This window comes from Streptomyces sp., assembly GCF_035645055.1.
In the GTDB taxonomy this organism is placed as follows: Bacteria; Actinomycetota; Actinomycetes; order Streptomycetales; family Streptomycetaceae; genus Streptomyces.
Genome location: NZ_DASQNH010000050.1, coordinates 111,848 through 134,842, shown reverse-complemented (window position 1 = coordinate 134,842; position 22,995 = coordinate 111,848). Strand labels below are relative to the sequence as shown.

The 22,995-nt window shown below is 74.6% G+C and carries 19 protein-coding genes and 1 pseudogene; 10 read left to right on the top strand and 10 right to left on the bottom strand.

Features of this window, described 5'->3' with window-relative positions:
• Position 1 precedes the first annotated feature (1 nt).
• Positions 2-550, bottom strand: a complete 549-nt coding sequence (locus tag VE614_RS16985) for a sigma-70 family RNA polymerase sigma factor (protein ID WP_324937317.1) — start codon at positions 548-550, stop codon at positions 2-4.
• A 106-nt stretch (positions 551-656) separates the two neighbouring features.
• On the opposite strand from VE614_RS16985, the gene VE614_RS16980 reads away from it, so the two are divergent.
• Together VE614_RS16980 and VE614_RS16975 are read left to right on the top strand one after the other, a co-directional pair.
• The gene (locus VE614_RS16980; RefSeq protein WP_324937315.1) at positions 657-2,828 is read left to right on the top strand and encodes a TerD family protein; all 2,172 of its coding nucleotides are present in this window, start codon (positions 657-659) and stop codon (positions 2,826-2,828) included.
• Between the two features lie 120 nt (positions 2,829-2,948).
• Positions 2,949-3,977, top strand: a complete 1,029-nt coding sequence (locus tag VE614_RS16975) for an aspartate-semialdehyde dehydrogenase (protein WP_324937313.1) — start codon at positions 2,949-2,951, stop codon at positions 3,975-3,977.
• A 47-nt stretch (positions 3,978-4,024) separates the two neighbouring features.
• Here the strand turns inward: VE614_RS16975 and VE614_RS16970 are convergent, their stop codons facing one another.
• From VE614_RS16970 to pepN, 3 genes are all read right to left on the bottom strand, one after another.
• Complete coding sequence (locus VE614_RS16970; protein WP_324937311.1) at positions 4,025-5,245, bottom strand: MFS transporter; 1,221 nt, start codon at positions 5,243-5,245, stop codon at positions 4,025-4,027.
• Positions 5,246-5,331: 86 nt separating this feature from the next.
• Positions 5,332-5,958: an NADPH-dependent F420 reductase gene (locus VE614_RS16965; protein ID WP_414719584.1), complete on the bottom strand. Its 627-nt coding sequence runs from the start codon at positions 5,956-5,958 to the stop codon at positions 5,332-5,334.
• 154 nt (positions 5,959-6,112) lie between these two features.
• The gene (gene pepN / locus VE614_RS16960) at positions 6,113-8,692 is read right to left on the bottom strand and encodes an aminopeptidase N (RefSeq protein ID WP_324937309.1); all 2,580 of its coding nucleotides are present in this window, start codon (positions 8,690-8,692) and stop codon (positions 6,113-6,115) included.
• Positions 8,693-8,803: 111 nt separating this feature from the next.
• Between pepN and VE614_RS16955 the strand changes: the two genes are divergently transcribed.
• Positions 8,804-9,289 carry a DUF1203 domain-containing protein gene (locus VE614_RS16955; RefSeq protein WP_324937307.1) on the top strand — a complete coding sequence of 162 codons (486 nt, stop codon included), beginning with the start codon at positions 8,804-8,806 and terminating at the stop codon, positions 9,287-9,289.
• Between the two features lie 12 nt (positions 9,290-9,301).
• Here VE614_RS16955 and VE614_RS16950 read toward each other — a convergent pair.
• Positions 9,302-9,576, bottom strand: a pseudogene (locus VE614_RS16950) (LysR substrate-binding domain-containing protein); the annotation flags it as partial.
• Positions 9,577-9,616: 40 nt separating this feature from the next.
• Positions 9,617-10,567 carry an EamA family transporter gene (locus tag VE614_RS16945; protein WP_324937305.1) on the bottom strand — a complete coding sequence of 317 codons (951 nt, stop codon included), beginning with the start codon at positions 10,565-10,567 and terminating at the stop codon, positions 9,617-9,619.
• 143 nt (positions 10,568-10,710) lie between these two features.
• Here VE614_RS16945 and VE614_RS16940 point away from each other — a divergent pair, with 143 nt between their 5' ends.
• Together VE614_RS16940 and VE614_RS16935 are read left to right on the top strand one after the other, a co-directional pair.
• The gene (locus VE614_RS16940) at positions 10,711-11,235 is read left to right on the top strand and encodes a MarR family transcriptional regulator (protein ID WP_324937303.1); all 525 of its coding nucleotides are present in this window, start codon (positions 10,711-10,713) and stop codon (positions 11,233-11,235) included.
• Between the two features lie 218 nt (positions 11,236-11,453).
• Entirely contained in the window at positions 11,454-12,002 is a 549-nt protein-coding gene (locus VE614_RS16935; RefSeq protein WP_324937301.1) for a DUF1062 domain-containing protein, read from the top strand.
• On the opposite strand, the gene VE614_RS16930 is transcribed toward VE614_RS16935, so the two are convergent.
• Entirely contained in the window at positions 11,992-13,524 is a 1,533-nt protein-coding gene (locus tag VE614_RS16930) for an FAD-dependent monooxygenase (RefSeq protein WP_324937299.1), read from the bottom strand. The two genes, VE614_RS16935 and VE614_RS16930, sit on opposite strands and share 11 nt — an antisense overlap.
• 112 nt (positions 13,525-13,636) lie before the next feature.
• On the opposite strand from VE614_RS16930, the gene VE614_RS16925 reads away from it, so the two are divergent.
• The gene (locus VE614_RS16925) at positions 13,637-14,206 is read left to right on the top strand and encodes a TetR family transcriptional regulator (RefSeq protein WP_324937297.1); all 570 of its coding nucleotides are present in this window, start codon (positions 13,637-13,639) and stop codon (positions 14,204-14,206) included.
• Positions 14,207-14,310: 104 nt separating this feature from the next.
• Here the strand turns inward: VE614_RS16925 and VE614_RS16920 are convergent, their stop codons facing one another.
• From VE614_RS16920 to VE614_RS16910, 3 genes are all read right to left on the bottom strand, one after another.
• Positions 14,311-14,592: a hypothetical protein gene (locus tag VE614_RS16920; RefSeq protein ID WP_324937295.1), complete on the bottom strand. Its 282-nt coding sequence runs from the start codon at positions 14,590-14,592 to the stop codon at positions 14,311-14,313.
• Positions 14,593-14,741: 149 nt separating this feature from the next.
• Positions 14,742-16,886, bottom strand: coding sequence for a 4-alpha-glucanotransferase (malQ, locus tag VE614_RS16915; protein ID WP_324937293.1), 2,145 nt, complete (start codon positions 16,884-16,886; stop codon positions 14,742-14,744).
• Positions 16,887-17,126 carry a hypothetical protein gene (locus tag VE614_RS16910; RefSeq protein WP_324937291.1) on the bottom strand — a complete coding sequence of 80 codons (240 nt, stop codon included), beginning with the start codon at positions 17,124-17,126 and terminating at the stop codon, positions 16,887-16,889. It abuts the gene before it with no gap.
• Between the two features lie 291 nt (positions 17,127-17,417).
• Between VE614_RS16910 and VE614_RS16905 the strand changes: the two genes are divergently transcribed.
• The 4 genes from VE614_RS16905 (at position 17,418) to VE614_RS16890 (ending at position 22,993) form a co-directional block, all read left to right on the top strand.
• Positions 17,418-20,324, top strand: a complete 2,907-nt coding sequence (locus tag VE614_RS16905; protein WP_324937290.1) for a beta-N-acetylglucosaminidase domain-containing protein — start codon at positions 17,418-17,420, stop codon at positions 20,322-20,324.
• A 79-nt stretch (positions 20,325-20,403) separates the two neighbouring features.
• Positions 20,404-20,937 carry a PadR family transcriptional regulator gene (locus VE614_RS16900; protein WP_324937288.1) on the top strand — a complete coding sequence of 178 codons (534 nt, stop codon included), beginning with the start codon at positions 20,404-20,406 and terminating at the stop codon, positions 20,935-20,937.
• Entirely contained in the window at positions 20,934-21,644 is a 711-nt protein-coding gene (locus tag VE614_RS16895; protein ID WP_324937286.1) for an ABC transporter ATP-binding protein, read from the top strand. Before VE614_RS16900 ends, VE614_RS16895 begins: the two co-directional genes overlap by 4 nt.
• On the top strand, positions 21,641-22,993 hold the full coding sequence (locus VE614_RS16890) for an FtsX-like permease family protein (RefSeq protein ID WP_324937284.1): 1,353 nt from the start codon (positions 21,641-21,643) through the stop codon (positions 22,991-22,993). The genes VE614_RS16895 and VE614_RS16890 overlap by 4 nt, the downstream gene beginning before the upstream one ends.
• Positions 22,994-22,995: the final 2 nt, after the last annotated feature.

Below are 22,995 nucleotides of genomic sequence, written 5' to 3'. Positions count from 1 at the left end.
GTCACACCACCTCGTCCTCGTGCAGCCGGGCCCGCAGGGCCCGGACCGCCGTGTGCAGCCTGCTCTTGACCGTGCCCTCGGGGATGCCGAGTTCCTCCGCGATGGAGCGCACCGGCAGGTCGGCGTAGAAGCGCAGCACCACGACCTGCCGCTGGGCGTCGGACAGTTCGTCCAGGCCCTGGGCGACGGCGACGGAGAGCACGCTGGTGTCCTCGCCGGAGGGGTGCTCCAGTTGCCGCAGCGAGGCCAGCCGTTCACCGATCCGTTCCTGGCGGCGCTTGGCGCGGTGCCAGTCGACGGCGAGGTTGGAGGCGACGACCGCCGCCCACGCGGAGACGTCCCGCGGTGCCTCGTGTCCGCCGGCGGCGCGCTCCAGCAACCGCAGGCGGACCTGCTGTACCCCGTCCAGCAGGTCCGCCTGCGGCACCCCGCCCAGGGCGAGCACCGCCCGCACCCGTCGTTCCTGGGCCGCGTCCAGCGGGTCGTCGGCACCGTGGTCCGCCCGGTACGCCCCCTGGGCGCGGCGGGCCATTCTGCGCAGCACAGCCACCCCTCTCCTCGCCGCGTTTCCCCTAGGACGCGGCGGGGGGCGGAAACGTTCACCCCCGACTCGCGGAATCTTCTCTTCATATGATCCGCGCTGGGAGCATGTGCCCATGACGCACATCATCAAGGGCGCCAACACGCCCGTCCCGGCCGGTCCGTTGCGGGTCGCGGTCGGCCGCGGCGCGGTCCCGGGCACGCCGGCCGTGGACGCCTCGGCGCTGCTTCTGGACGCCGCGGGCCGGGTCCGGGGCGACGCCGACCTGGTCTTCCACGGCCGGCCGCGGCATCCCTCCGGCGCGGTGCGTCACGTGGGCGTCGGGCAGGGTGGCGGCCAGTTCGCCGAGTGGCTGGAACTCGACCTGCCGAACATCGAACCGGCCGTCCAGCGGGTGGTGATCGCCGGGTCCTGCGCGGGCGGGACGTTCGGGCAGGTGCCGGGGCTGTACGCGCAGGCGGTGGCGTACGACGGCACGATCGCCGCGCACTACGAGGTGACGGACGCCTCCACCGAGACGGCTTTCGTGCTCGGCGAGTTCTACCGGCGCGACGGCGCGTGGAAGTTCCGGGCGGTGGGTCAGGGATACGACTCGGGGCTGGCGGGCCTGGCGACGGACTTCGGGTGCGGGGCGGCGGCACCGGCCGCGTCCGGGGAGCCGATCGTGACCACCGGGGTGGCGAAGACGGCCGGACCGCCTCCCGTGGCACAGCCCGCCGCACCGGCGGGGCCCGCGGCCCCGACGGAAGCCCCCGCCGTGCCGCCGCCCTCGCCGTCCCTCGCGGACGCCCGGCCCCTGCCCCCGGATGCCACCGGCAGGCCGGGGTTTTCCGCCCCACCCGGCTCATCGGGCTCATCGTGTGCATCGGGCTCATCGGGCGCGTCCGGCTGGTCCGGCCCGTCCTGGTCTCCGCCGTACGTGCGCAGCGGTACGGGCGCGGCGACGCTCACCGTCGACCCCCCGTTCCCGCCGGGGGCCGGGCCGGTGATCGTGGAGGCTCGGGTCCGGGGCAAGGACCGGCTCACCGTCCGGCTCCCCGGCCGCGCGGACGAGGTCTTCGACGGCGTGTTGCCCGGCCGCCGGGGTCGCGCGCTGGTCCAGCCGCCACGCAAGGGCGGCCCGCTGCGGCTGGACGTGCGCCACGACGGTGACTGGACGATCTCGGTCCTGCCGCTGTCCGCGGCCCGCCCGTTCGGCACCGGGACGGTCCGCGGGCAAGGCCCCGACGTCCTCGCCTACACGGGCGCCGCGGCCGATCTGCGGATCCGCGTTGCGGGCCGCCACCAGGGCCGGTTCCGGCTGAGCTGCCACCGGGGCGACACCCTGGACGGCCTCCGGCGGCCCGAGCTGCTGCACAGCGACTCCGGCCGGATCGGAACAGCCGTCCGGATCAGCGACGGGCCGCTCCTCCTCGTCGTCGACAAGTGCCACACCGACTGGGAGCTGACCGCCCTCCCGCTGTCCGCGGGCGCCCCCTCGGCGGACCGGAAGAGCGGCGTCCACGAGGGCCGGGGCCAGAAGACGATCACACTCGTCAACCCCCAGCCGGGGCGCCCGGCGCTGGTCCGGTACGAGTTCCGGGGTGCCGAGCCCGCCTACGGCCTGGAGGTCAGGACGGTCGGCCGGCACGGCGACGAGAGCGGCTGGCTGAGCGGCTACGCCCACGGCAACCGCGGCGTGAGCCTGGCCTTCGCCTCGGGCGCGGCCGAGAGCACCGTGCGGGTCAGGCACTCGGGCGAGTGGACACTGCGGCTGCTGCCCGAGGAGGAGGCACCACTGCTCACCGGCCCGGTCGAGGGCAAGGGCAGCACGGTCCTGCGCTACCAGGGGCCGCCTGCGCTCATGCGCCTTCGGCGGGCCTCGGCCGCGGCAGGCGGGCGGCTGGCCGCCTGGGCCTGGAACCACCCGTCCGGCGAGCCGGCGATCATCGCCGACGTCGGCGACCGTCCCGCCCTCGGCCCGTTGTGGGTCCATCCGGGCGGTTCCGTCTTCGTGGCCGTCGCCGCCTCCGAGTACACGCGCTGGCGGCTGGCGCCGGCCTCGTTCGACGAGGTGCCCGTGCTCGGCGGGCGCGCCCAGGGCACCGGCTATGGAGTCGTACGTCACATCGGGCCCGACACCACCGTGTCGTACGGCTCGAACTGCGGCGACCCGCGTCTGTGCCAGCTGGACGAAAATCTGTTCCCGCGGCGGGAAGTCACCGCAACTTCCGGCCCGTACGTCGTCTCGGAAGGAATCCTCCACGTCCGGGCGCTCGGCGACTGGACGATCGAGCCGCACCGCTGACCAGGCCTGATCGTCCATACCTCGGGCAATGGATTGGACACACCCGCCGGGGTCCCCCGCATGATGGAAGGGTCCGGGCGGGCCCGGGCACACATGGATACGCCACTCAGAGGAGTCCCCGTGAAGGTAGGAATCGTCGGAGCCACCGGCCAGGTCGGCACGGTCATGCGCAGGATCCTCGCCGAGCGGGACTTCCCGGTCGACGAGCTGCGTCTGTTCGCCTCGGCCCGCTCGGCGGGGACGGTCCTCGACGGGATCACGGTGGAGGATGCCTCCACGGCCGACTACACCGGCCTGGACATCGTGCTGTTCTCCGCGGGCGGCGCCACCTCCAGGGCGCTGGCCGAGAAGGTCGCCGCCCAGGGCGCCGTGGTGATCGACAACTCCTCCGCCTGGCGCCGCGACCCCGAGGTCCCGCTGGTGGTCTCCGAGGTCAACCCGCACGCGGTCGCCAACCGCCCGAAGGGCATCATCGCCAACCCGAACTGCACCACGATGGCCGCGATGCCCGTGCTGAAGCCGCTGCACGCGGAGGCGGGTCTGGAGGCCCTGGTCGTCGCCACCTACCAGGCGGTGTCCGGCTCCGGCCTCGCGGGTGTCGACGAGCTGTTCGAGCAGGTCGAGAAGGTCGGCGCGGACGCCCCGAAGCTCACCCACGACGGCTCGGCGGTGGAGTTCCCGGCGCCGAACAAGTACGTCGCGCCGATCGCGTACAACGTGCTGCCGCTGGCCGGCTCCATCGTCGACGACGGCCTGAACGAGACGGACGAGGAGCAGAAGCTCCGCAACGAGTCCCGCAAGATCCTGGAGATCCCCGAGCTGAAGGTCTCCGGCACCTGTGTGCGCGTCCCGGTCTTCTCGGGCCACTCCCTCCAGGTCAACGCCCGCTTCGCCCGCCCGATCAGCGTGGAGCGCGCCAAGGAGCTGCTGGCCGGTGCCCCGGGTGTCGCCCTCACCGAGGTGCCGACCCCGCTCCAGGCGGCCGGCCAGGACCCCTCGTACGTCGGCCGGATCCGCGCCGACGAGACGGTGGAGAACGGTCTCGCGTTCTTCGTCTCCAACGACAACCTCCGCAAGGGCGCGGCCCTGAACGCCGTGCAGATCGCGGAGCTGGTGGCGGCCGAGCTGACCACCAAGGCGCAGCAGTAGGACTCGGGCGGTCACGCCCGCCGAGGGGCACACCCGCCGAGGGGCGGTCACCGGGAGCCGGTGGCCGCCCCTTCGCCGTTCTCCGCCGCCGGGACCGGCCGCCGCAGCAGGTAGACGCCCGCGGTGGACACCAGGACGGCCATGCAGGCGATGAACACCAGCCCGGCGCCCTCCAGCCCGATCGGCCCCGACAGCACCCCGACGCCGATCACCGGCACCGAGATGCCGGTGTAGGCCACCACGAACAGCGCCGAGATCACGGCCGCGCGCCGGTCCGCGCCGGACGCCTGGGCCACCGCGGACACCGCCCCGCGGAACGACAGACCCTGCCCGATCCCGCCGACGACCGCGCTCAGCACCACCAGCGGCAGCAGCTCCCAGCGCAGCGCGCCCGCGAGCAGCGCCAGCCCGGCGAGCAGCGCGGCGCAGCCCAGGGGCAGCGACCGGCCCACGCCGACCCGGCCGACGGCCAGCTGCCCGGCGGTCGAGGAGAAGAAGGCCAGCGCGACGACGAACCCGCTCAGCGCGCGGTCGTGCACGTCCAGGGACTGGGCGAGGAACGACGGGCTGACCGAGGTGAACACCCCGAACAGGGCGAACCCCACGAAGGAGGCGGCCGCCGCCGGCCCGAACACCGCCCGCACCCGGGGCGGCAGTCCGGGCCGCCGCGGCCGGACCTCGCTCACCGGACGCCGCTCCCGCACGGTCTCCGGGAGCCGCAGCAGGACGGCGGCCGAGCCCGCCACCAGGACGAGGTGCACGATGAACGGCAGGTACAGCGGCCAGGCGGCGTACTGCGCGAGCAGCCCGGCGAGCAGCGGCCCGCAGCCCAGCCCGCCCATGTTGGCGGCGGTCGCCACGAACGTGGCCCGGGAGGCGCCGCCGCGCGGGGCCAGCTCCATCACGTACGCGGTGGCGGCGCCGGTGAACAGTCCGGCGGACAGACCCGACAGCAGCCGTCCCGCGTACAGCCAGCCCAGCGCGGTGGCGCACAGGAAGCAGACGGCGCTCGCCGCCGCGAACCCCAGCCCCCACAGCAGCACCGGTCGCCGGCCCACCGCGTCCGAGGCGTTGCCCGCCAGCAGCAGCACCCCGATGACGCCGACGGCGTAGACGGCGTAGACGACGGTGACCGTGAGTTCGGAGAAGTCGAACTTCTCCTGGTAGAGACCGTAGAGGGGAGTCGGCAGGGTCGTGCCGGCCATACAGACGGCGAACACCGCCCCGCTGAGCAGGCACCGGCGCCAGCCTCGACGATCTTCGTCCATGCCGCCGACGGTAACCGCGCCCGCCCGTCGCCCACGGCCCGGCGCGCCGCGCCGGCACGGTCGGGCGGGGCGGCGGGGCAGGCGGGTCAGGCAGCCTCCTCCACCACCCGGATCCCGAAGCCGTACGACCCCAGCGCCTCGGCTATCCCGATGAACAGCAGGCTGTAGTGCTCCTGTCCGCGGGCCGTGGCGATGCCGCCGAGGTCGAGCAGGGAGTCCGCCGGCCAGCCCAGGTCCCGCAGGAGTCCGGCGACCGTCCGCTTGGCCTCCGCGTCCTCCCCGGACAGGAACAGCGTGGACGGGCCCCGGACCGAGTCGGGGGCGATCATCAGCTTGCGGTCGACGGTGCAGAGCGTCTTGACGACCCGGGTGGCGGGGAAGGTGCGCTGGATCTCCTCGCCGAGGCTCTCCCCGGGGTGGGAGAGCGAGCCGTCCGCGGTGAAGCCGACGGCCACGTCGAGCAGCACCTTTCCGGCCAGCGCCTCCGCCCCCACGGCCGTCAGCAGTTCCACGGAGGCGGTGCCCGGCGTCGCGTTGACCACGACCGGCGCGTCGGCGACGGCCGGGGCGAGGTCCGCCACCGGCAGGCCCTCGGCGCGCGGCCGGGCCTCCTCCGGCTGCCGCGAACCGAGGACGACGTCATGGCCGGCGCGCAGCCAGCCCTGGGCGAGATGGCGGCCCACCGTGCCCGTTCCGAGAATGGCGATCTTCATGCCCTCGACGGTAGGGGCGCGGGGTGGACGCCCGCGTCCCTCCGCGGAGGGGTCCGCGGTACCCCATGGGTCCTAGATCCGGAGAAGGGCACCCGGCGGGAACCGGGTGCCCCTCCGGGCGTACGGGAACGTACGGGACGCCCCCGCGCGGGAACTACTCGGCTGCCGCCGCCGCGTCCGCCGCCTGCGCCTTCAACGCGCGCTCGACGCCCGAGCGGGACTCCGAGACCAGCCGCCGCAGCGCCGCGTTCGGCTCGGCGGAGGCGAGCCAGGCGTCCGTCTTGTCCAGCGTCTCCTGGGAGACCTGGACGGACGGGTACAGGCCGACGGCGATCTGCTGGGCCATCTCGTGCGAGCGGGACTCCCACACGCCCTTGACCGCCTCGAAGAACCGGTCGGTGTACGGCGCCAGCAGCTCGCGCTGGTCGGTCTGGACGAACCCGCCGATCACCGCCTCCTGCACGGCGTTCGGCAGCTTGTCGGACTCCACGACCGACGCCCAGGCCTCCGCCTTCGCCTCGGCCGTCGGGCGGGCGGCGCGGGCGGTCGCCGCGTGGCGCTCGCCGGCGGCCGTCCTGTCCCGCTCGTACTCGGCGGCGATCTCCGCCTCGTCGTAGCGGCCCACCGCGGCCAGCCGCTGGACGAACGCCCAGCGCAGCTCGGTGTCCACGGCCAGGCCCTCGATCGTCTGCGCGCCGTCGAGCAGTGCCTCCAGCAGGTCCAGCTGATCCGGCGTGCGGGCGGTCGCGGCGAACGCACGGGCCCACGCCAGCTGGTGGTCGCTGCCCAGCGCGGCGGACCGCAGGTGGGCCAGGGTGGCGTCGGTCCAGCGGGTGAGCAGGGTCTCGCGGGCGGCCGGGGCGGCGTACAGGTCGATCGCCAGCTTCACCTGGCGGTGCAGCGACTGCACCACGCCGATGTCGGACTCCTTGCCGATGCCGGACAGGACCAGGGACAGGTAGTCGCGGGTCGCCAGCTCGGCGTCGCGGGTCATGTCCCAGGCGGACGCCCAGCACAGGGCGCGCGGCAGGGAGGCCTCGAAGTCGCCCAGGTGCTCGGTGACGGTCCTCAGGGAGGCCTCGTCCAGGCGGACCTTGGCGTACGACAGGTCGTCGTCGTTGAGCAGGACGACGGCCGGACGGCGCTTGCCGGTCAGCTGCGGGACGGCCGTCAGCCCGCCGTCGACGTCCAGCTCGACGCGCTCGGTGCGCAGCAGCTTGCCGGACGTCTCGTCGAGGTCGTACAGGCCGACCGCGACGCGGTGCGGGCGCAGCACGGGCTCGCCCTTGGCGCCGGCGGGCAGGGCGGGGGCCTCCTGGCGGATGGCGAAGGAGGTGATGGCGCCCTCGGCGTCCGTCTCGATCTCCGGGCGCAGGATGTTGATGCCGGCCGTCTCCAGCCACGCCTTCGACCAGGCCTTCAGGTCGCGTCCGGAGGTCTCCTCCAGCGCGCCCAGCAGGTCACTCAGGCGGGTGTTGCCGTAGGCGTGGCGCTTGAAGTAGGCCTGCACGCCCCGGAAGAACTCGTCCTCGCCGACGTACGCCACGAGCTGCTTCAGCACGCTGGCGCCCTTGGCGTAGGTGATGCCGTCGAAGTTGACGAGCACGTCGTCCAGGTCGCGGATGTCCGCCATGATCGGGTGCGTGGAGGGCAGCTGGTCCTGCCGGTACGCCCAGGTCTTCATGGAGTTGGCGAACGTGGTCCACGAGTGCGGCCAGCGCGAGCCGGGAGCCGCGGCCTGGCAGGCGATGGACGTGTAGGTGGCGAACGACTCGTTCAGCCAGAGGTCGTTCCACCACTCCATGGTGACCAGGTCGCCGAACCACATGTGGGCCAGCTCGTGCAGGATGGTCTCCGCGCGCACCTCGTACGCCGCGTCGGTCACCTTGGACCGGAAGACGTACTGGTCGCGGATGGTGACCGCGCCCGCGTTCTCCATGGCGCCGGCGTTGAACTCCGGCACGAACAGCTGGTCGTACTTCTTGAACGGGTACGCGTAGTCGAACTTCTCCTGGAACCAGTCGAAGCCCTGCCGGGTCACCTCGAAGATGGCGTCCGCGTCCAGGAACTCGGCCAGCGAGGGGCGGCAGTAGATGCCGAGCGGGACGCTCTGCCCGTCCTTCTCGTACACGCTGTGGACGCTGTGGTACGGCCCGACGATGAGGGCGGTGACGTACGTCGAGATGCGCGGGGTCGGCTCGAACTCCCAGACGTTGTCCTTGGGCTCGGGCGTCGGCGAGTTCGAGATCACCGTCCAGCCCTCCGGCGCGCGCACGGTGAACTGGAACGTCGCCTTCAGGTCGGGCTGCTCGAACGAGGCGAACACCCGGCGGGCGTCCGGGACCTCGAACTGGGTGTAGAGATACGCCTGGTCGTCGACGGGGTCGACGAACCGGTGCAGGCCCTCGCCGGTGTTGGTGTACGCGCAGTCGGCGACCACGCGCAGGATGTTGCGGCCCTCCGGCAGACCGGGCAGGGCGATCCGGGAGTCCTTGAAGACCTCGGCGGGGTCCAGGGAGTCCCCGTTGAGCGTGACCTCGTGGACGGCCGGCGCCACCAGGTCGATGAACGACTCCGCCCCGCCCTCGGCGACATCGAAGCGCACCGTGGTCACGGACCGGTAGGTACCGCCCTCCTGCGCGCCGGAGAGGTCGAGATCGATCTCGTACGAGTCAACGGTGAGCAGCTTCGCCCGCTGCTGCGCCTCTTCGCGAGTCAGGTTTGTGCCAGGCACGCGGTCATCTCCTCGAATGTGTGGGTTGCGCCATCCTTCCACGGGACCTCCGCCGAACGCGATGTCCGGATACCGCCGGTCAGCGGGCCGCCCGCGCGTGACGCTGGGGCCATGACGACGTACACCGCACGCCCCGTCCCGCCGGAGACCCTGAAGGAGCTGCGCTCTGCTGACGACGCGGGACGCCCGATGGTTCCCGTGACCGACGAGGAGGGCGGCGCTCCGCTGCGCTGCTGTCTGCGCCGCAGCGCGCCCGGCGAGTCGATCGCCCTGGTCTCCTACGCCCCGCTGCGCCGCTGGGCCGCCCGCACGGGCGCGGACCCCGGCGCGTACGACGAGCAGGGCCCCGTCTTCATCCACGCGGACGACTGCCCCGGCCCCGAGGGTGACGAGCTGCCCTTCACAGGCGCCCACCGCCTCCTTCGCCGCTACTCGGCCGGGGGCCGCATCCTCGGCGGGCATCTGGTGACGCCGGAGGAGTCCTTCCCGTCCGCCTTCGCGCAGGCGTTCGCCGACCCGGAGGTGGCGCTGGTGCACGTGCGGGCCGTGGAGTACGGCTGCTTCCTGTACGAGGTACGGCGTCCCGAGGAGGGCTAGCCGGTCGGACCGCTCGCAGGCCCCGCGGGTGATGTCCGACCAGGGGGCCGCTGCCGCCGAAGATCCACGGCTCGGCGGCGAGGTCGGCGAGCCGCACGCCGTCGGCCGCCGCCGGCGGGTGGTCGCGGGGCAGGGCTGGGGTCGGCGAGCAGCGGGACCAGGGTGAAGCGGGGGTCCGCGGCCGTGGGGGCCTGGGCGGCGAGGGAGAGGGCGAGGCCGACGTCTCCGACGGTCAGCAGGTCGTACGCCTGTGCCGCCTCGGCCTCCCGGCCGCCAACAGCCGCACCCGCCGCCCCTGTGTCGGAGGTCGGTTCGATCGCGGTGGATCTACCGTCGCAGCGCCGGACCTGTCAGGTCCCTCGAAACTTTTCGATCATTCTTTTCAGCAGAAGTGAACGACAGGGCCTTCACCACCGTCGACCGCCGCCCGCCCGTCACGAGCTGCCCCGCCACCGTCGCCCCGAACGCCAGCGCCATGCCCGCCAGCTGTACCGGCGTCAGCGCCTGGCCGAGCGCGGCCCAGCCGACGACGGCCGCGGTGAGCGGGGAGAGCGGGCCGAGGAAGGTGACCTGGGTGGCGGTGAGCCGTCCGATGCCGCGGAACCAGAGCCAGTACGCGACCGCGGTGTTGGCGAGCGCGAGGTAGAGGTAGCCGCCGATCGCCGCGCCGTCCAGCGCGGGCGGCGCTCCCTCGACCAGGAAGGCGACCGGGGCGATCAGCAGACCGCCCGCGGTCAGCTGCCAGCCGGTGAGGGCGAGCGGCCCGACACCGTCCGGGCGGCCCCAGCGCTGGGTGAGCACGGTGCCGGCGGACATGGAGGCGGTGGACGCCAGGGCGGCCAGCACCCCGAGGGCGTCCAGGGCGCCGGCCGCCTTGAGCACGACGAGACTGACACCGAACGCGGCGACGACCGCGGTGAGCACCGTCCGGGCGGCGGGCCGCTGCCCCAGCAGCAGCGCGGAGAGCCCGATGACGAACAGCGGTCCGACCGAGCCGACGACCGCGGCCATGCCGCCCGGCAGCCGGTACGCCGAGAGGAACAGCAGCGGGAAGAAGGCGCCGATGTTGAGCGCGCCCAGCACCGCCGCCCTGCCCCACCAGATGCCGCGCGGCAGCACCCGGGCGAGGGCGAGCAGCAGCAGGCCGGCGGGCAGGGCTCGCAGCAGGCCGGTGAACAAGGGGCGGTCGGGTGGCAGGAACTCGGTGGTGACGGCGTAGGTGGTGCCCCAGGAGACGGGGGCGAGGGCGGTGAGCAGGACGGTCGTGGACCGCTTCATGGCGGGTCCCTTCGGCGGTGGACGGAGGCGCTGGGGCGCTCGGATCACGAGGCTTCAACTTGACGGTAAGTAGCTTAGCGCTAAGCAAGTTTCCCGCAAGCTACTTTCTTGCGGCCGACCCAGTCGCTGCGGATACTCCTGCCATGACGCAGAGCCGCCCCCAGAACCAGCCGGACCAGCCCGCCCCCGACGCGGTGGACGCGATCATCGAGCAGTGGGCCGCCGTGCGCCCCGACCTCGACACCCGCGCGATGGAGGTCTTCGGCCGGATCTACCGCCTGTCCCGCGCGATGGCCGACCGCACGGAGAAGACGTACGCCCGCTTCGGCATCTCCCGCGGCGAGTTCGACGTCCTGGCGACCCTGCGCCGGGCGGGCGAGCCGTACACCCTCTCCCCCCGCCAGCTCGCCGCCACCCTCATGCTCACCACCGGCGGCATGACCGGCCGGCTCGACAAGCTCGAACGCGCCGGTCTCCTGCGCCGCTCCCCCGACCCGCACGACCGCCGCGGCCTCCAGGTCACCCTCACCGACGAGGGACTGTCCCTGACCGAGGAAGCGGTCGGCGCGGGCCTCGCCACCCAGACCGAGGCCCTGACCTCCCTCACCGACGAACAGGCCCGTCAACTGGCGGACCTGCTGCGGCGACTGCTGGCGGGAACCGCCTGAAACAGGCCCCCACGGAGCCTTGAGGCCGGGCCGACCGGAGAAAAACAGTGGAAGGGCGCCGCCGTGCGCCACTACCGTGCCGCCTGACCACGCCGTCCAGTCGAGGACCTGCCGTTGTACACCGTGTGAGACCTCCCGAGCGCTGAATCGTCGCGCGTCGCACCTGTGCGCCGCGCTCCTTTTTGCTGCGGACTTCTCACTGGAACCGGTGTACTTCTGTGCTCAATGACTGGGTGGTCGCACCCACCTGCCTGCCTACCGTTCTCCGCCGTTGCCACGCGTGCGCGTCCGAACGCTTCCGGGCAAACGGCAAGTTCCGCGTCAACGCGAACCACAAGCTCCTCGACGCCTGGCTCCTCGTGCTCTGTACCGCGTGCGGGGACACGGCGAAGCTCACGGTCTGGGAGCGGATGCATGTGCGCTCCGTCCGACCGGAGCTGCTGGACCGGCTGCACGGCAACGACCCCGGCCTGGCGGCCGAGCTGCTCCAGGATCCGGCCGTGCGGCGCCGTAATCGCATCGCCCTCGACTGGGACGGCGCCTGGCGCCTCGACACGGGCGGATCGGGTCACCTGGACCACGAGGTGATCGACGTCTCGGTCCGCTTCGCGGCGCCGATCCCCGTCCGGCCGGTGCGGCTGATCGCTGAAGGCTGCGGTCTTTCGCGGGCCCAGGTCGAGCGGCTGATCACGGAGGGGAAGCTCGTCTCGGCAGTCCGGCTGAGCGGCAGGCTCACCGGCGACTTCACCTTCACGCTCAAGCGCTGAGCCCTCCTCGGGGCCAGGGGCCCGTCCGGCGAGACCCGCCGGGCAGGCCCTGGCCGGCCCCGCCCACATGCGCCGCGAGTGCCGTCTCGATGTCCGCCGGGGTCGCCGCGTCCGATGCCCACGCCACGTAGCCGTCCGGGCGGACCAGGAGGGTCGCGCGGCGGGAGCTTGCCCAATGGGCGGTGGTGAGGCGGGGCGTGGGGGCGGGAGCGCAGGGCGCCGGGGTGATGAGGACGAAGCGGAGGCCGCGCAGGGCCTCGTAGAGGCGGGTGCCGCCGGCGAGAGCGACGTCGGGGACGCGGGCGCCGGTCAGGGGGTGGGCGCCACGGGGTGCGGGGTAGCGGTGGCCGATGCCGGTGATCTGGCCGAGGGCCCTGCGGCGGACCGGGCCGGCGAGGCCGGCGAAGGCGGTCACGGCCGCGCGGAACATCAGGGCCGCGGGACGCTTCGCCATGGCGAGCCGGAGGATGCCGCCACTGCTGCGCAGCACGGTCCTGCCGATGGGGTGGCGTTCGGAGTGGTAGGTGTCGAGGAGGTCCGGGTCCGCGTGGCCGTGGACGACCTGTGCCAGTTTCCAGCCGAGGTTGGCCGCGTCCTGGAGGCCCGTGTTCATGCCCTGGCCGCCCGCGGGGCTGTGCACGTGCGCGGCGTCCCCGGCGAGGAAGACCCGGCCGACGCGGTAGGCGGGCGCCTGGCGTTCGTCGCTGTGGAAGCGGGACAGCCAGCGGGGGTCGTGCATGCCGAAGTCGTCGCCGAGCGCGAGACGGGCGATCTCCTTGATCTCGTCCAGGTCGACGGGGGTGTCGTCGGGGAGGTCGCGGCCGCGGTGCCAGGCGGCGACCCGGTGGTAGCCGTCGCCGAAGGGTGCGACGAGGGCGAAGGCGTCACCGATCGCGTTGGCGGTGATCAGGTCCGCGTGCTCGGGAGCCAGCCGGACGTCCGCGAGGACGATGGAGCGGATCACCGAGCGGCCGGGGAAGGGCAGCCCGACGGCGTCGCGGACCACGCTGCGCAGGCCGTCCGCGCCGACGACGTACGCGGCACGCAGGGTTTCCGGCCGGCCGTCGGGGTTCTGGACCTCGACGGTCACACCGGTCGCGTCCTGGGCCAGCCCGGTCACCTCGGTCTCGTGACGGAAGTCCGCTCCCGCCTCCACCGCCCGTCGCTCCAGGGCCTTCTCCACCTCGTACTGCGGGATGACCAGCAGGTGCCTGAAGCGGGAGGGGAGGCCGCCCAGGTCGACGCCGAGGCCGCCGAAGAGGCGCAGCCGTTCGAGGGGGTGGCCGATGGCCTCCAGTTCGTCCGCGAGTCCGCGCGCGTCGAGCTGTTCCAGGGTGCGGGCGTGCACCGCGAAGGCGCGGGTGAGGTTGCTGATCCTGTGGGGGCGCTTTTCGAGGACGGTGACGGGGACACCGGCGGTGGCGAGGTCACCGGCGAGGAGGAGGCCCGTCGGACCGGAGCCTACGACGATGACCGAGTGCTGGGGGGTGGGGGTGGTGGAGGTGGTGCCTGTGCCGTGCATCTCTGCCTCCCGGAGCCAACGGCTGTTGGTCAACGCTTGTTGGCAACTTAGGACGGCCACCCCTCCAAGTCAACACTTGTTGGCCAACGGTTGTGGACCTACCCTCGTCCGCATGACCGACAGTCCCAGGGTCCGCCGCTCCGACGCCACCCGCACCGCCATCCTCGACGCGGCCCGCGAGCGCTTCGCCAGCGACGGCTACGACCGCGCCACCATCCGGGCCATCGCCAAGGACGCGGGCATCGACCCCTCGATGGTCATGCGCTACTACGGCAACAAGGAGGGCCTGTTCGCGGCGGCCGTCGCCATCGATCTCCGGCTGCCCGGACTCTCCGCACTTCCCCGCGACACCATCGGCCCGGCCGTGGCGACGCACTTCCTCGATCTGTGGGAGGGGAACGAGGTGCTGACCGCCCTGGTCCGGGTCGGTGCGGCCAGCCAGGCGGGGGCCGAGCGGATCCAGGGCGTCTTCCGGGAGCAGCTGCTGCCGGTCGCGCACCGGATCTGTCCGGACCCGGAGCAGGTGCCCGCGCGCGCCGCGCTCGTCGCCTCGCAGCTGCTCGGCCTCGCGCTCACCCGGTACGTGCTGCGCATTCCGCCCGCCGTGGACCTGACCCGCGAGGAGATCGTGGCGTGGCTGGGGCCCACGCTCCAGCGGTATCTGACCGCGCCCAGCCCCTGACCCGGAGAAAAACACGCCGGGGGCGCCGGCCTCGCCCCCGTACGGCGAACACGCGTACGTGCGGCGGGCCGGCGCCCCCGGCGGAAGCGAACGTCGGGCGGGCGTCAGGCCTTCGACTGAGCGGTGGCCTTGGTCCTGATGTTCCTGGTGGTCACCCGGTGCTTCTCCTGGGACCGGTCGAGGACCATCACCAGGCCCGCGATCACCGCGAACAGCACGATCGGAGCGACGACGTAGAGGCCCAGCGTCTCGATGACGCTCAGGCCCGGGCCGGGGTCGTCGCCGTCGTCGCGCGTCAGCGCGCTCGCGGGAGACGACATGAGCAGCATCATCAGCGTCGTACCGGCGGCCAGGGCGCCGGCGCGCAGGGCGTTCTTCTTGTCCACGGTCCCAAAAGTAGCGAACGCCGGTCGGGGCCGCGCGTCCGGGGTGCCCGTACGCGATCCCGGGCGCCGCCCCGGGGGCCCCTGCCGGACATCCCCGCGGGCGCCCACACGGACGCCCGTACACCGGCCCTGCCCGCCATCGGCCGACGTCACGAGCCCCCGTCCCCGCCCGGTGTCCCCCGCAGCACCTCGGTCAGCGCGCGCAGGCGCGGTGAGCCCGCCAGGTCCTCCAGGGTGACCGGCCGCCCCCGCGCGTCCGCGATCGGCAGCCGCCAGTTCGGGTACTGGTCCCAGGTGCCCGGCAGGTTCTGCGGGCGGCGGTCCCCGACGCCGTCCGGCAGCCAGACGCCGATCATGCGGGCCGGGGTGCGCAGCAGGAAACGGTGGACGGCCTGCACCCCGGCCTCCTCGGACGTCCCGTCCGAGCCGCCGCCGGTGCCGGGCAGCAGCCCGAGCCGGGAGAGATACGTCAGCCACTCCCCCGTGTCCGCCGCGGCCTCCGCCCGCTCGTCGGCGACCGGGCGGGTGAGCAGGCCCAGCCGGTCGCGCAGGTCGACGTGTTCGCCGGTGAGCCGGGCGGCGGTGGGCGGCAGGTCGTGGGTGGTGGCGGTGGCGAGGCAGTCGGCGCGCCAGGCCTCGGGCGGCAGGGGGCGGCCGTCGCCGTCCCAGTCGCGTTCGAACCAGAGCACGGAGGTGCCGAGGACGCCCCGCTCGCGCAGCCGTTCGCGGACGCCCGGTTCGACGGTGCCCAGATCCTCGCCGATCACCACCGCCCCGGCCCGGGAGGCCTCCAGGACCAGCACGGCGAGCATGGCCTCGGCGTCGTAGCGGACGTAGGTGCCCTCGGTCGGGGGCAGCCCCTGGGGCACCCACCAGAGCCGGAACAGGCCCATCACATGGTCGATGCGCAGGGCACCGGCGTAGCGGAACAGCCCCCGCAGGAGGGCGCGGTAGGGCGCGTAGCCGGTGGCCGCGAGGCGGTCCGGGCGCCAGGGCGGCAGGCCCCAGTCCTGGCCGCGGGCGTTGAAGGCGTCGGGCGGGGCGCCGACGGACATGCCGGCGGCGAAGTACTCCCGCTGGGCCCAGGCGTCTGCGCCGCTCGGATGCACACCGACGGCCAGGTCGTGCACGATCCCGATCGGCATGCCCGCCTCGCGGGCGGCGCGCTGGGCGGCGGTGAGCTGGCTGTCGGTGAGCCAGGCGAGGCGGCAGTGGAAGTCGACGCGGTCCATCAGGCCGGCGCGCGCCCGGGCGGTCTGCGGGGAGCGGGGGTCGCGCAGCCCGGCGGGCCAGCTCCGCCAGTCGGTGCCGTACACCTCGGCGAGCGCGCACCAGGTGGCGTGGTCCTCCAGGGCCTGGCCCTGTTCGGCGAGGAAGTCGTGGTAGGCGGCCTGGCGGCCGGGGCCGAGCGGGACCGCGCACAGCGATTCCAGCGCCTCCCGCTTGAGGTCCCACACGGCGTCCCGGTCGATCAGCTCGCCCTTCTCCAGCACGGCCTCGCGCAGCCGGGCGGCCCGTTCGGGCAGCGCGCGCAGCCGCTCGCCGCCGGGGCCGCACAGGGCGTGGGCGAACTCGGGGACGTCCTCGATCCGCAGATGGACGGGGTCGGGGAAACGGCGGGAGGAGGGGCGGTACGGGGAGGGGTCGGTGGGGGCGCCGGGCACGGCCGCGTGCAGCGGGTTGACCTGGATGAATCCGGCGCCGAGGGCGCGGCCCGCCCAGGCGGTCAGCTCGCCGAGGTCACCGAGGTCGCCCATGCCCCAGGAGCGCCGGGACAGCAGGGAGTAGAGCTGGACGAGCAGGCCGTAGGAGCGTCCGGGCGGGCTCGGCAGCCGGGCCGGGGCGACCACCAGATGGACGTCGGCGGTGCGGCCGTCGGGCGCGGTGGCGGTCAGCCGGTGCACGCCGGGCGGCAGTTGTTCGGTGGCGGCGTGGGTCTCGCCCTGCTCGGTCTCGATCCGCAGCCGGGTCCCGGCGGGCAGCGCGGCGAGGGTGTCCGGCACGGGGCCGCCGCCCCAGCAGACCACCGTGGGCGGCAGCAGCCGTTCGTCCAGTTCGCGCCGCCGGGCGGCCAGCGCCGCCCGGACCGCCCCGGGGGTGGCGGCGTCGACGCCGAGTGCGCCGAGGGCGCGGACGACGGCGGCGGCGGAGGCGTCGACCGTGCGGTCGGGGGACGGGCGGTAGGAGGTGGCCACGCCGTGCAGCTCGGCGAGCCGGGCCAGCTCCTCGCCGGGGAGACCCGGGTCGGCGGGTTCGGCGGGTTCGGCGGATTCGGCCGGGCGGGGCGCGGTCATCTACGGCCTCGTGGAGTCGGCGTCCGGGGCGGCGAGCGGGGGCTCGCTGGTGAGGGGTTCGGCGTCGGGGAGCGGGGGCTCGCTGGTGAGCGGGGCCTGGGCGCAGGAGCCTTCGGCGCTGAAGGCGCACGGATGGGGCTGGACGCGGGGGTCCGCACCGGGGGCGTGGGGAAGGTCGGCGGTGCGTTGCGCCGTGCGTTTGGACAGCGCGGGGAGGAGCAGTTCTGCCGGTGCCGTCACGGGTGACCTCCTGGTCGGTCGCGGTCTCGGGCGCCGGGTTCGGCGTCGAGCGGTCACCGCAGCCCTACCCAGTGAGCGCGCGGGCAGACGCCCCGGCGGGCGGCCACCGCACTTCTCGTCACATTCCACACCGATCCACCTTCACCAGATTCGGGCAATCCGCGCATTACGGCCACCCCCGTTGACACCCTCACCCCCGGATGGTGGGCTCGATCACCCGTGACGGTGCCGTACGAAGAGCTACGACAGCTACGAGAGCGACGAGAGCGACCCGTGACCAAGGAGGGGCCCGTGCAGCTGCGGCGTGGAAGGGGCGGTGCGGCCGCGCTCGCGTTCGCCGTCGTCGCCGGAACCCTGGGCAGCGCCCCGGCCGCCATGGCGGCCCCGCCCGCGCCCGGCGCGACCGCACCCGGCACCCCCGCACCCGGCACCGCCGCCAGGACGCCCGGGTCGGCGTCCCCCGCGCTCTCCGTCTGGCCCCGCCCGCAGTCCCTGCGCGCCACCGGCGCCCCCGCCACGGTCACCGAGGAGGTCGCGCTGGTCGGCGACGGCACGGCCGCGGCGTCCGACCTGGCGGCGCTGCGCGAGGTGCTGCGGGCGGCGGGGGCGCGCCGGATCGCGCTGCTCTCCGCGGGCGATCCGCTGCCCGCGGGCGCGCTGGTGGTGCGCGTGGGCGCGGAACGGGCGCGCGCCGGCGACCGGCGGGCGCTGCCCGCCGGCGGCTACCGGCTCGTCACCGGACCGGACGGCGTCACCCTCTCCGGCGCGGGCGAGGACGGCCTGTTCCACGCCGTGCAGACACTGCGGCAGCTGGTGCGGCCCGGCGGCACGATCGCGGGCGCGGAGATCCGCGACTGGCCCGGCACCGCCGTACGCGGCACCGCGGAGGGCTTCTACGGCACCCCCTGGACGCATCGCGAGCGGCTCGCCCACCTGGACTTCATGGGCCGCACCAAGCAGAACCGTTACCTGTACGCCCCGGGCGACGACCTGTACCGGCAGGCCCGCTGGCGGGAGCCCTACCCGGCCGCGCGCCGGGCCGAGTTCCGGGAGCTGGCGGAGCGGGCGCGCCGCAACCATGTGACGCTCGGCTGGGCCGTGGCGCCGGGCCAGGCGATGTGCTTCGCGTCGGACGCGGACGTGCGGGCGCTGACCCGGAAGCTGGACGCGATGTGGGCGCTGGGCTTCCGGGCGTTCCAGCTCCAGTTCCAGGACGTCAGCTACAGCGAGTGGCACTGCGAGGCGGACGCGGACCGGTTCGGATCGGGCCCCGAGGCGGCGGCGCGGGCCCACGCGCGCGTGACCGACGCGGTCGCCCGGCACCTTGCGGAACGTCACCCCGGGGCCGAGGCCCTGACGTTGATGCCCACGGAGTACTACCAGGAGGGCACCACCGACTACCGGGAGGAGCTGGCGGGCGCGCTGGACCCGGAGGTGGCGGTGGCGTGGACCGGGGTCGGGGTCGTCCCGCGGACCATCACCGGCCGGGAACTGGCGACCGCGCGGGACGTGTTCCGCCATCCGCTGGTCACCATGGACAACTACCCGGTCAACGACTACGCGCCCGGACGGGTCTTCCTCGGCCCGTACACCGGCCGCGAACCGGCCGTCGCGACCGGCTCGGCGGCGCTGCTCGCCAACGCGATGGAGCAGGCCACCGCGTCCCGCATCCCGCTGTTCACGGCCGCCGACTACGCCTGGAACCCGCGCGCCTACCGCCCCCAGGAATCCTGGCGGGCCGCGATCGGCGACCTGGCGGGCGGCGACGAGAGCCGCGAGGCGGCGCTGGGGGCCCTCGCCGGGAACGACGCGTCCTCGGTGCTGGGCGGCGAGGAGTCGGCGTATCTGCGGCCGTTGATGGCGGAGTTCTGGCGCACGCGCGCGGGGGGCGGCGAGGGGAGCGCGGAGGGCGCCGAGCGGCGGCTGCGGGCCGCGTTCGCGGTGCTGCGCGAAACCCCGGAGCGGCTCGACGGCACCCCTCTGGCGGGCGAGGTCGCCCCCTGGACGGGGCAGCTGGCCCGGTACGGCGAGGCGGGCCTGACCGCGCTCGACATGCTGCGCGCCGCCCGCGCGGGCGACCCCGCGGCGGCCTGGACGGCGTACCGCGCCCTCGGTGGGCTGCGGTCGCGGCTCACCGCCTCCCGGGTGACGGTCGGCGAAGGAGTGCTGGACCCGTTCCTGGCGCGGGCGCAGCGGGCGTACGAGTCGTGGGCGGGCCTGGACGGCGAGCCCGGCGCGCGGCCGGGCGGCCCCGCCGACGGCCGCACGGTGCGCTTCGCGCGCGCCCGCGCGCTGAGCGCGGTGACGGTGCTGACGGAGCCGGGCACCGGCGGGACGGTCGAGGCCCGGGTGCCCGGCGGGGGCTGGCGCCCGCTCGGCACCCTGGACGCGTCCGGCGCCACGGAACTGACGGTCCGGCTGCGCGCCGACGCCCTGCGCGTCACCGGCCCGGCGCCGTCGCGCGTACGGCATCTGGTGCCCTGGTACGCCGACGCGCCCGCCGCGTCCCTGACGACGGACCGCGACGAGGTCGACGCGGACCTCGGCGGCACCCTGCGGATCGGGGTGCGGCTGGCCTCCCTGCGGCCGGCGGAGGTGCGCGGGCGGCTCACCGCCGAGGCGCCGAGGGGCATCGCCGTACGGGTCCCGGAGGGCGTGCTGGCCCTCCCGCGCGGGACGTCGGTCCGGGTGCCGGTCGAGGTGCGCGTCCCCCGCGGGGCGCCCGCCCGGCCGTACGGGATCACCCTGGCGTTCGGCGGGGTGACCCGCACGCTCACCGTCCGCGCGGTGCCGCCCACCGGCGGGCCGGACCTCGCGCGCACCGGCATCGCGCGGTCGTCCGGTGACGAGACGCCCGACTTCCCGGCGTCCGCGGCGAACGACGGCGATCCGGCCACCCGCTGGTCGTCGCCGGTGGAGGACGGCGCCTGGTGGCAGGTGGAGCTGGCGGAGCCCGTCCGGCTGGGGCGGGTGGTGCTGCGCTGGCAGGACGCGTACGCGTCGGCGTATCGCGTGCAGGTCTCGGCGGACGGCCGCCGCTGGCGCACGGCGGCGACCGTGCGTGACGGCCGCGGGGGCGGCGAGGAACTGCGGATGGACGAGCCCGGCGTGCGGTACGTGCGCGTGCAGGGCGACGAGCGGGCCACGCGGTACGGCTATTCGCTGTGGTCGGTGGAGGCGTACGCGGTCCGGGACTGAACCTCCGCGCGGGACGCGCCGAAAACTTTCCCGGCCCCACTATTCACTCAGTACATGTAGCGGGTACATACTGATCTCCATGAGCACCCGCCACATCCTGCTCGGGCTGCTCGCCGCCGGTCCCAGCCACGGCTACGACCTCAAGCGACGGCACGACGAACGCTTCCCGCAGGCCCGCCCGCTGGCCTACGGGCAGGTGTACACGACCCTGCAACGCCTGGTCCGCGACCACCTCGCCGAGGTCGACGGCACCGACGCCGACGGCGGCCCCGAGCGCACCCTGTACCGCTCCACCGAGGAGGGTGCGGCCGAACTGGCCCGCTGGGCGGGAGAGATCACCCCGCCCGCGCCCTTCGTCGCGAACGAGATCTTCGCCAAGGTCGTCGTCGCGATCCTGGCCGGCGGCGATCCCGAGCGCTATCTGCGCGAGCAGCGCGCCGCGCACCTGGCGCGGATGCGCGACCTCACCGCGGTGAAGACCGCCCCGGGCGCCGGTCTGTCGACGGTCCTGTCCGCCGACTACGCCCTCACCCACCTCGACGCCGACCTGCGCTGGATGACGACCACCGCGGCCCGGCTCACGTCCCTGACCGCGGAGGTAGACCACAGATGACGGCCGACAACAGCACCGCACCGCTGCTCGCGGCCCGCGGCCTGGCCAAGGCGCACGGCAGGACCGAAGCCCTGCGCGGTGCCTCGGTCGAGCTGGCGGCCGGCGAGATCCTGGCCGTGACCGGCCCGAGCGGCAGCGGAAAATCCACGCTGCTGCACTGCCTGGCCGGGATCGTCCGGCCCGACCGGGGCGCGGTCACCTACGGCGGCGAGCGGATCGACCAGCTGCCCGAGGCCCGGCTGAGCGAGCTGCGGCGCACCGAGTTCGGTGTGGTCTTCCAGTTCGGGCAGCTGATCCCGGAGCTGACCGCGCTCGACAACGTGGCGCTGCCGCTGCTGCTGGCCGGCCGGGATCGCGCGGGGGCGCAGACGCTGGCCGGGGAGTGGCTGGAGCGGTTCGGAGTGCGCGGGCAGAAGGAACTGCGGCCCGGCGAGCTGAGCGGCGGGCAGGCGCAGCGGGTCGCGCTGGCCCGGGCCCTGGTGACCGGCCCGAAGGTCGTCTTCGCCGACGAGCCGACCGGCGCCTTGGACTCGCTCGCCGGGGAGCAGGTGATGACCGCGCTGGCGCACGCCGCCCGCGAGTCCGGCACCTCCGTCCTGCTGATCACGCACGACGCGCGGATCGCGGCGTACGCCGACCGCGAGCTGACCCTGCGCGACGGCGCCGTGGTCGCCGAGGACGCGCACGCGGTGGAGGTGCCCCGGTGAGGAACGATCTGCGGCTGGCCCGGCTGCTGGTGGCCGGCTCCGACCGGCGGGAGTGGTGGAGGATCACCCTGACCGCGGTCGGCGCGCTGCTGGCGACCGGGTTCGCGCTGGCCGCCGTGGTGCTGGCCGCGCTGCGCGGGCACCACGCGGTCGGCATCGCCCACGGCCTGCTCGACAACCCGGGCGAGCGGCAGGGCGTCGTGATCAGCCTGCTGCTTCTGCTGGTGCCGGTGTTCGGGTTCCTCGGGCAGTGCGCCCGGATCGGCGCGGTGCACCGGGACCGCCGGCTGGCCGGGCTGCGGCTCGCGGGCGCCACGCCCGGACAGGTGCGGCGGATCGCCGCCGTCGAGGCGGGCCTGACCTGTCTCGCCGGTTCCGCGGTCGCCACCGTCTTCTCGGTGCTGCTGCTGGTGCTGAACTGGAGCGTCCCCTCGGGCTACGCCTGGGCCGGGATCGCCGCCGTGGCACTCGGCGTGCCGGTGGCGGGCGTGCTGGTGAGCGTGCTGGCGCTGCGCCGGGTGGTGGCCTCGCCGCTGGGCTGGGTGCGCCGGGTGCGGCCGCAGACCCGGCCGGGGCCGCTGTTCCTGGTGGCCCTGGTGCTGTTCACCGGGGCGGCGGCCCTGGCGTACGTCTTGATGGCGGACCACCGCGGCCGGGGCGTCGTGCTGTCCGGCCCGCTGCTGGTGTTCACCGTGCTGCTGGTGACCGGGGCGGCCGCGCTGTGGCTGGTCGGCGCCACGGCCCGGCTCACCGGACGGCTGCTGGCGGCGCGCACCGGCCGTCCCGCCGTGCTGATCGCGGCGGAGCGGCTGCGCGACGACCCCTGGGCGGCGGCCCGCACCCATGCGGCCGTGCTGCTGGTGACCATCGTCGCGACGGCGTTCGTGGGCATCCGGCAGGTGCTGCTGGAGGTGCTCGACTCGCAGAAGCAGCTGGGCGCGTCCCGCGGCTTCTACACCACCGGCATCGACCTGACCGCCGTCGCGATCGGCATCGCCCTGCTGATCACCCTGTCCGGGCTGGCCGTCGGCACCGCCGAGTCGCTGGCCACCCGCCGTCGCGGACTGGCCGCGCAGGCCGCCGCCGGGGTGCCGCGGGCGGTGCTGGGCCGGGCGCTGCTGCTGGAGACCGCGCTGCCGCTGGCGCCCGCGGTGCTGCTCGCGGGCCTCGGCGGGATGGCGATCGGCACCGGGTACGCGGCGCTCACCGACGACGGCGGCAGCCGGTCGGTGCCCTGGGCGGCGCTGCTGGTCCCGCTCGCCGTCTACGCGACCTGTCTGCTGGCCGCGGCGACCTCGCTGCCGCTGCTGCGCCGCTCGGCGCACCCCGGGGAGCTGCGCTACGCCTGACG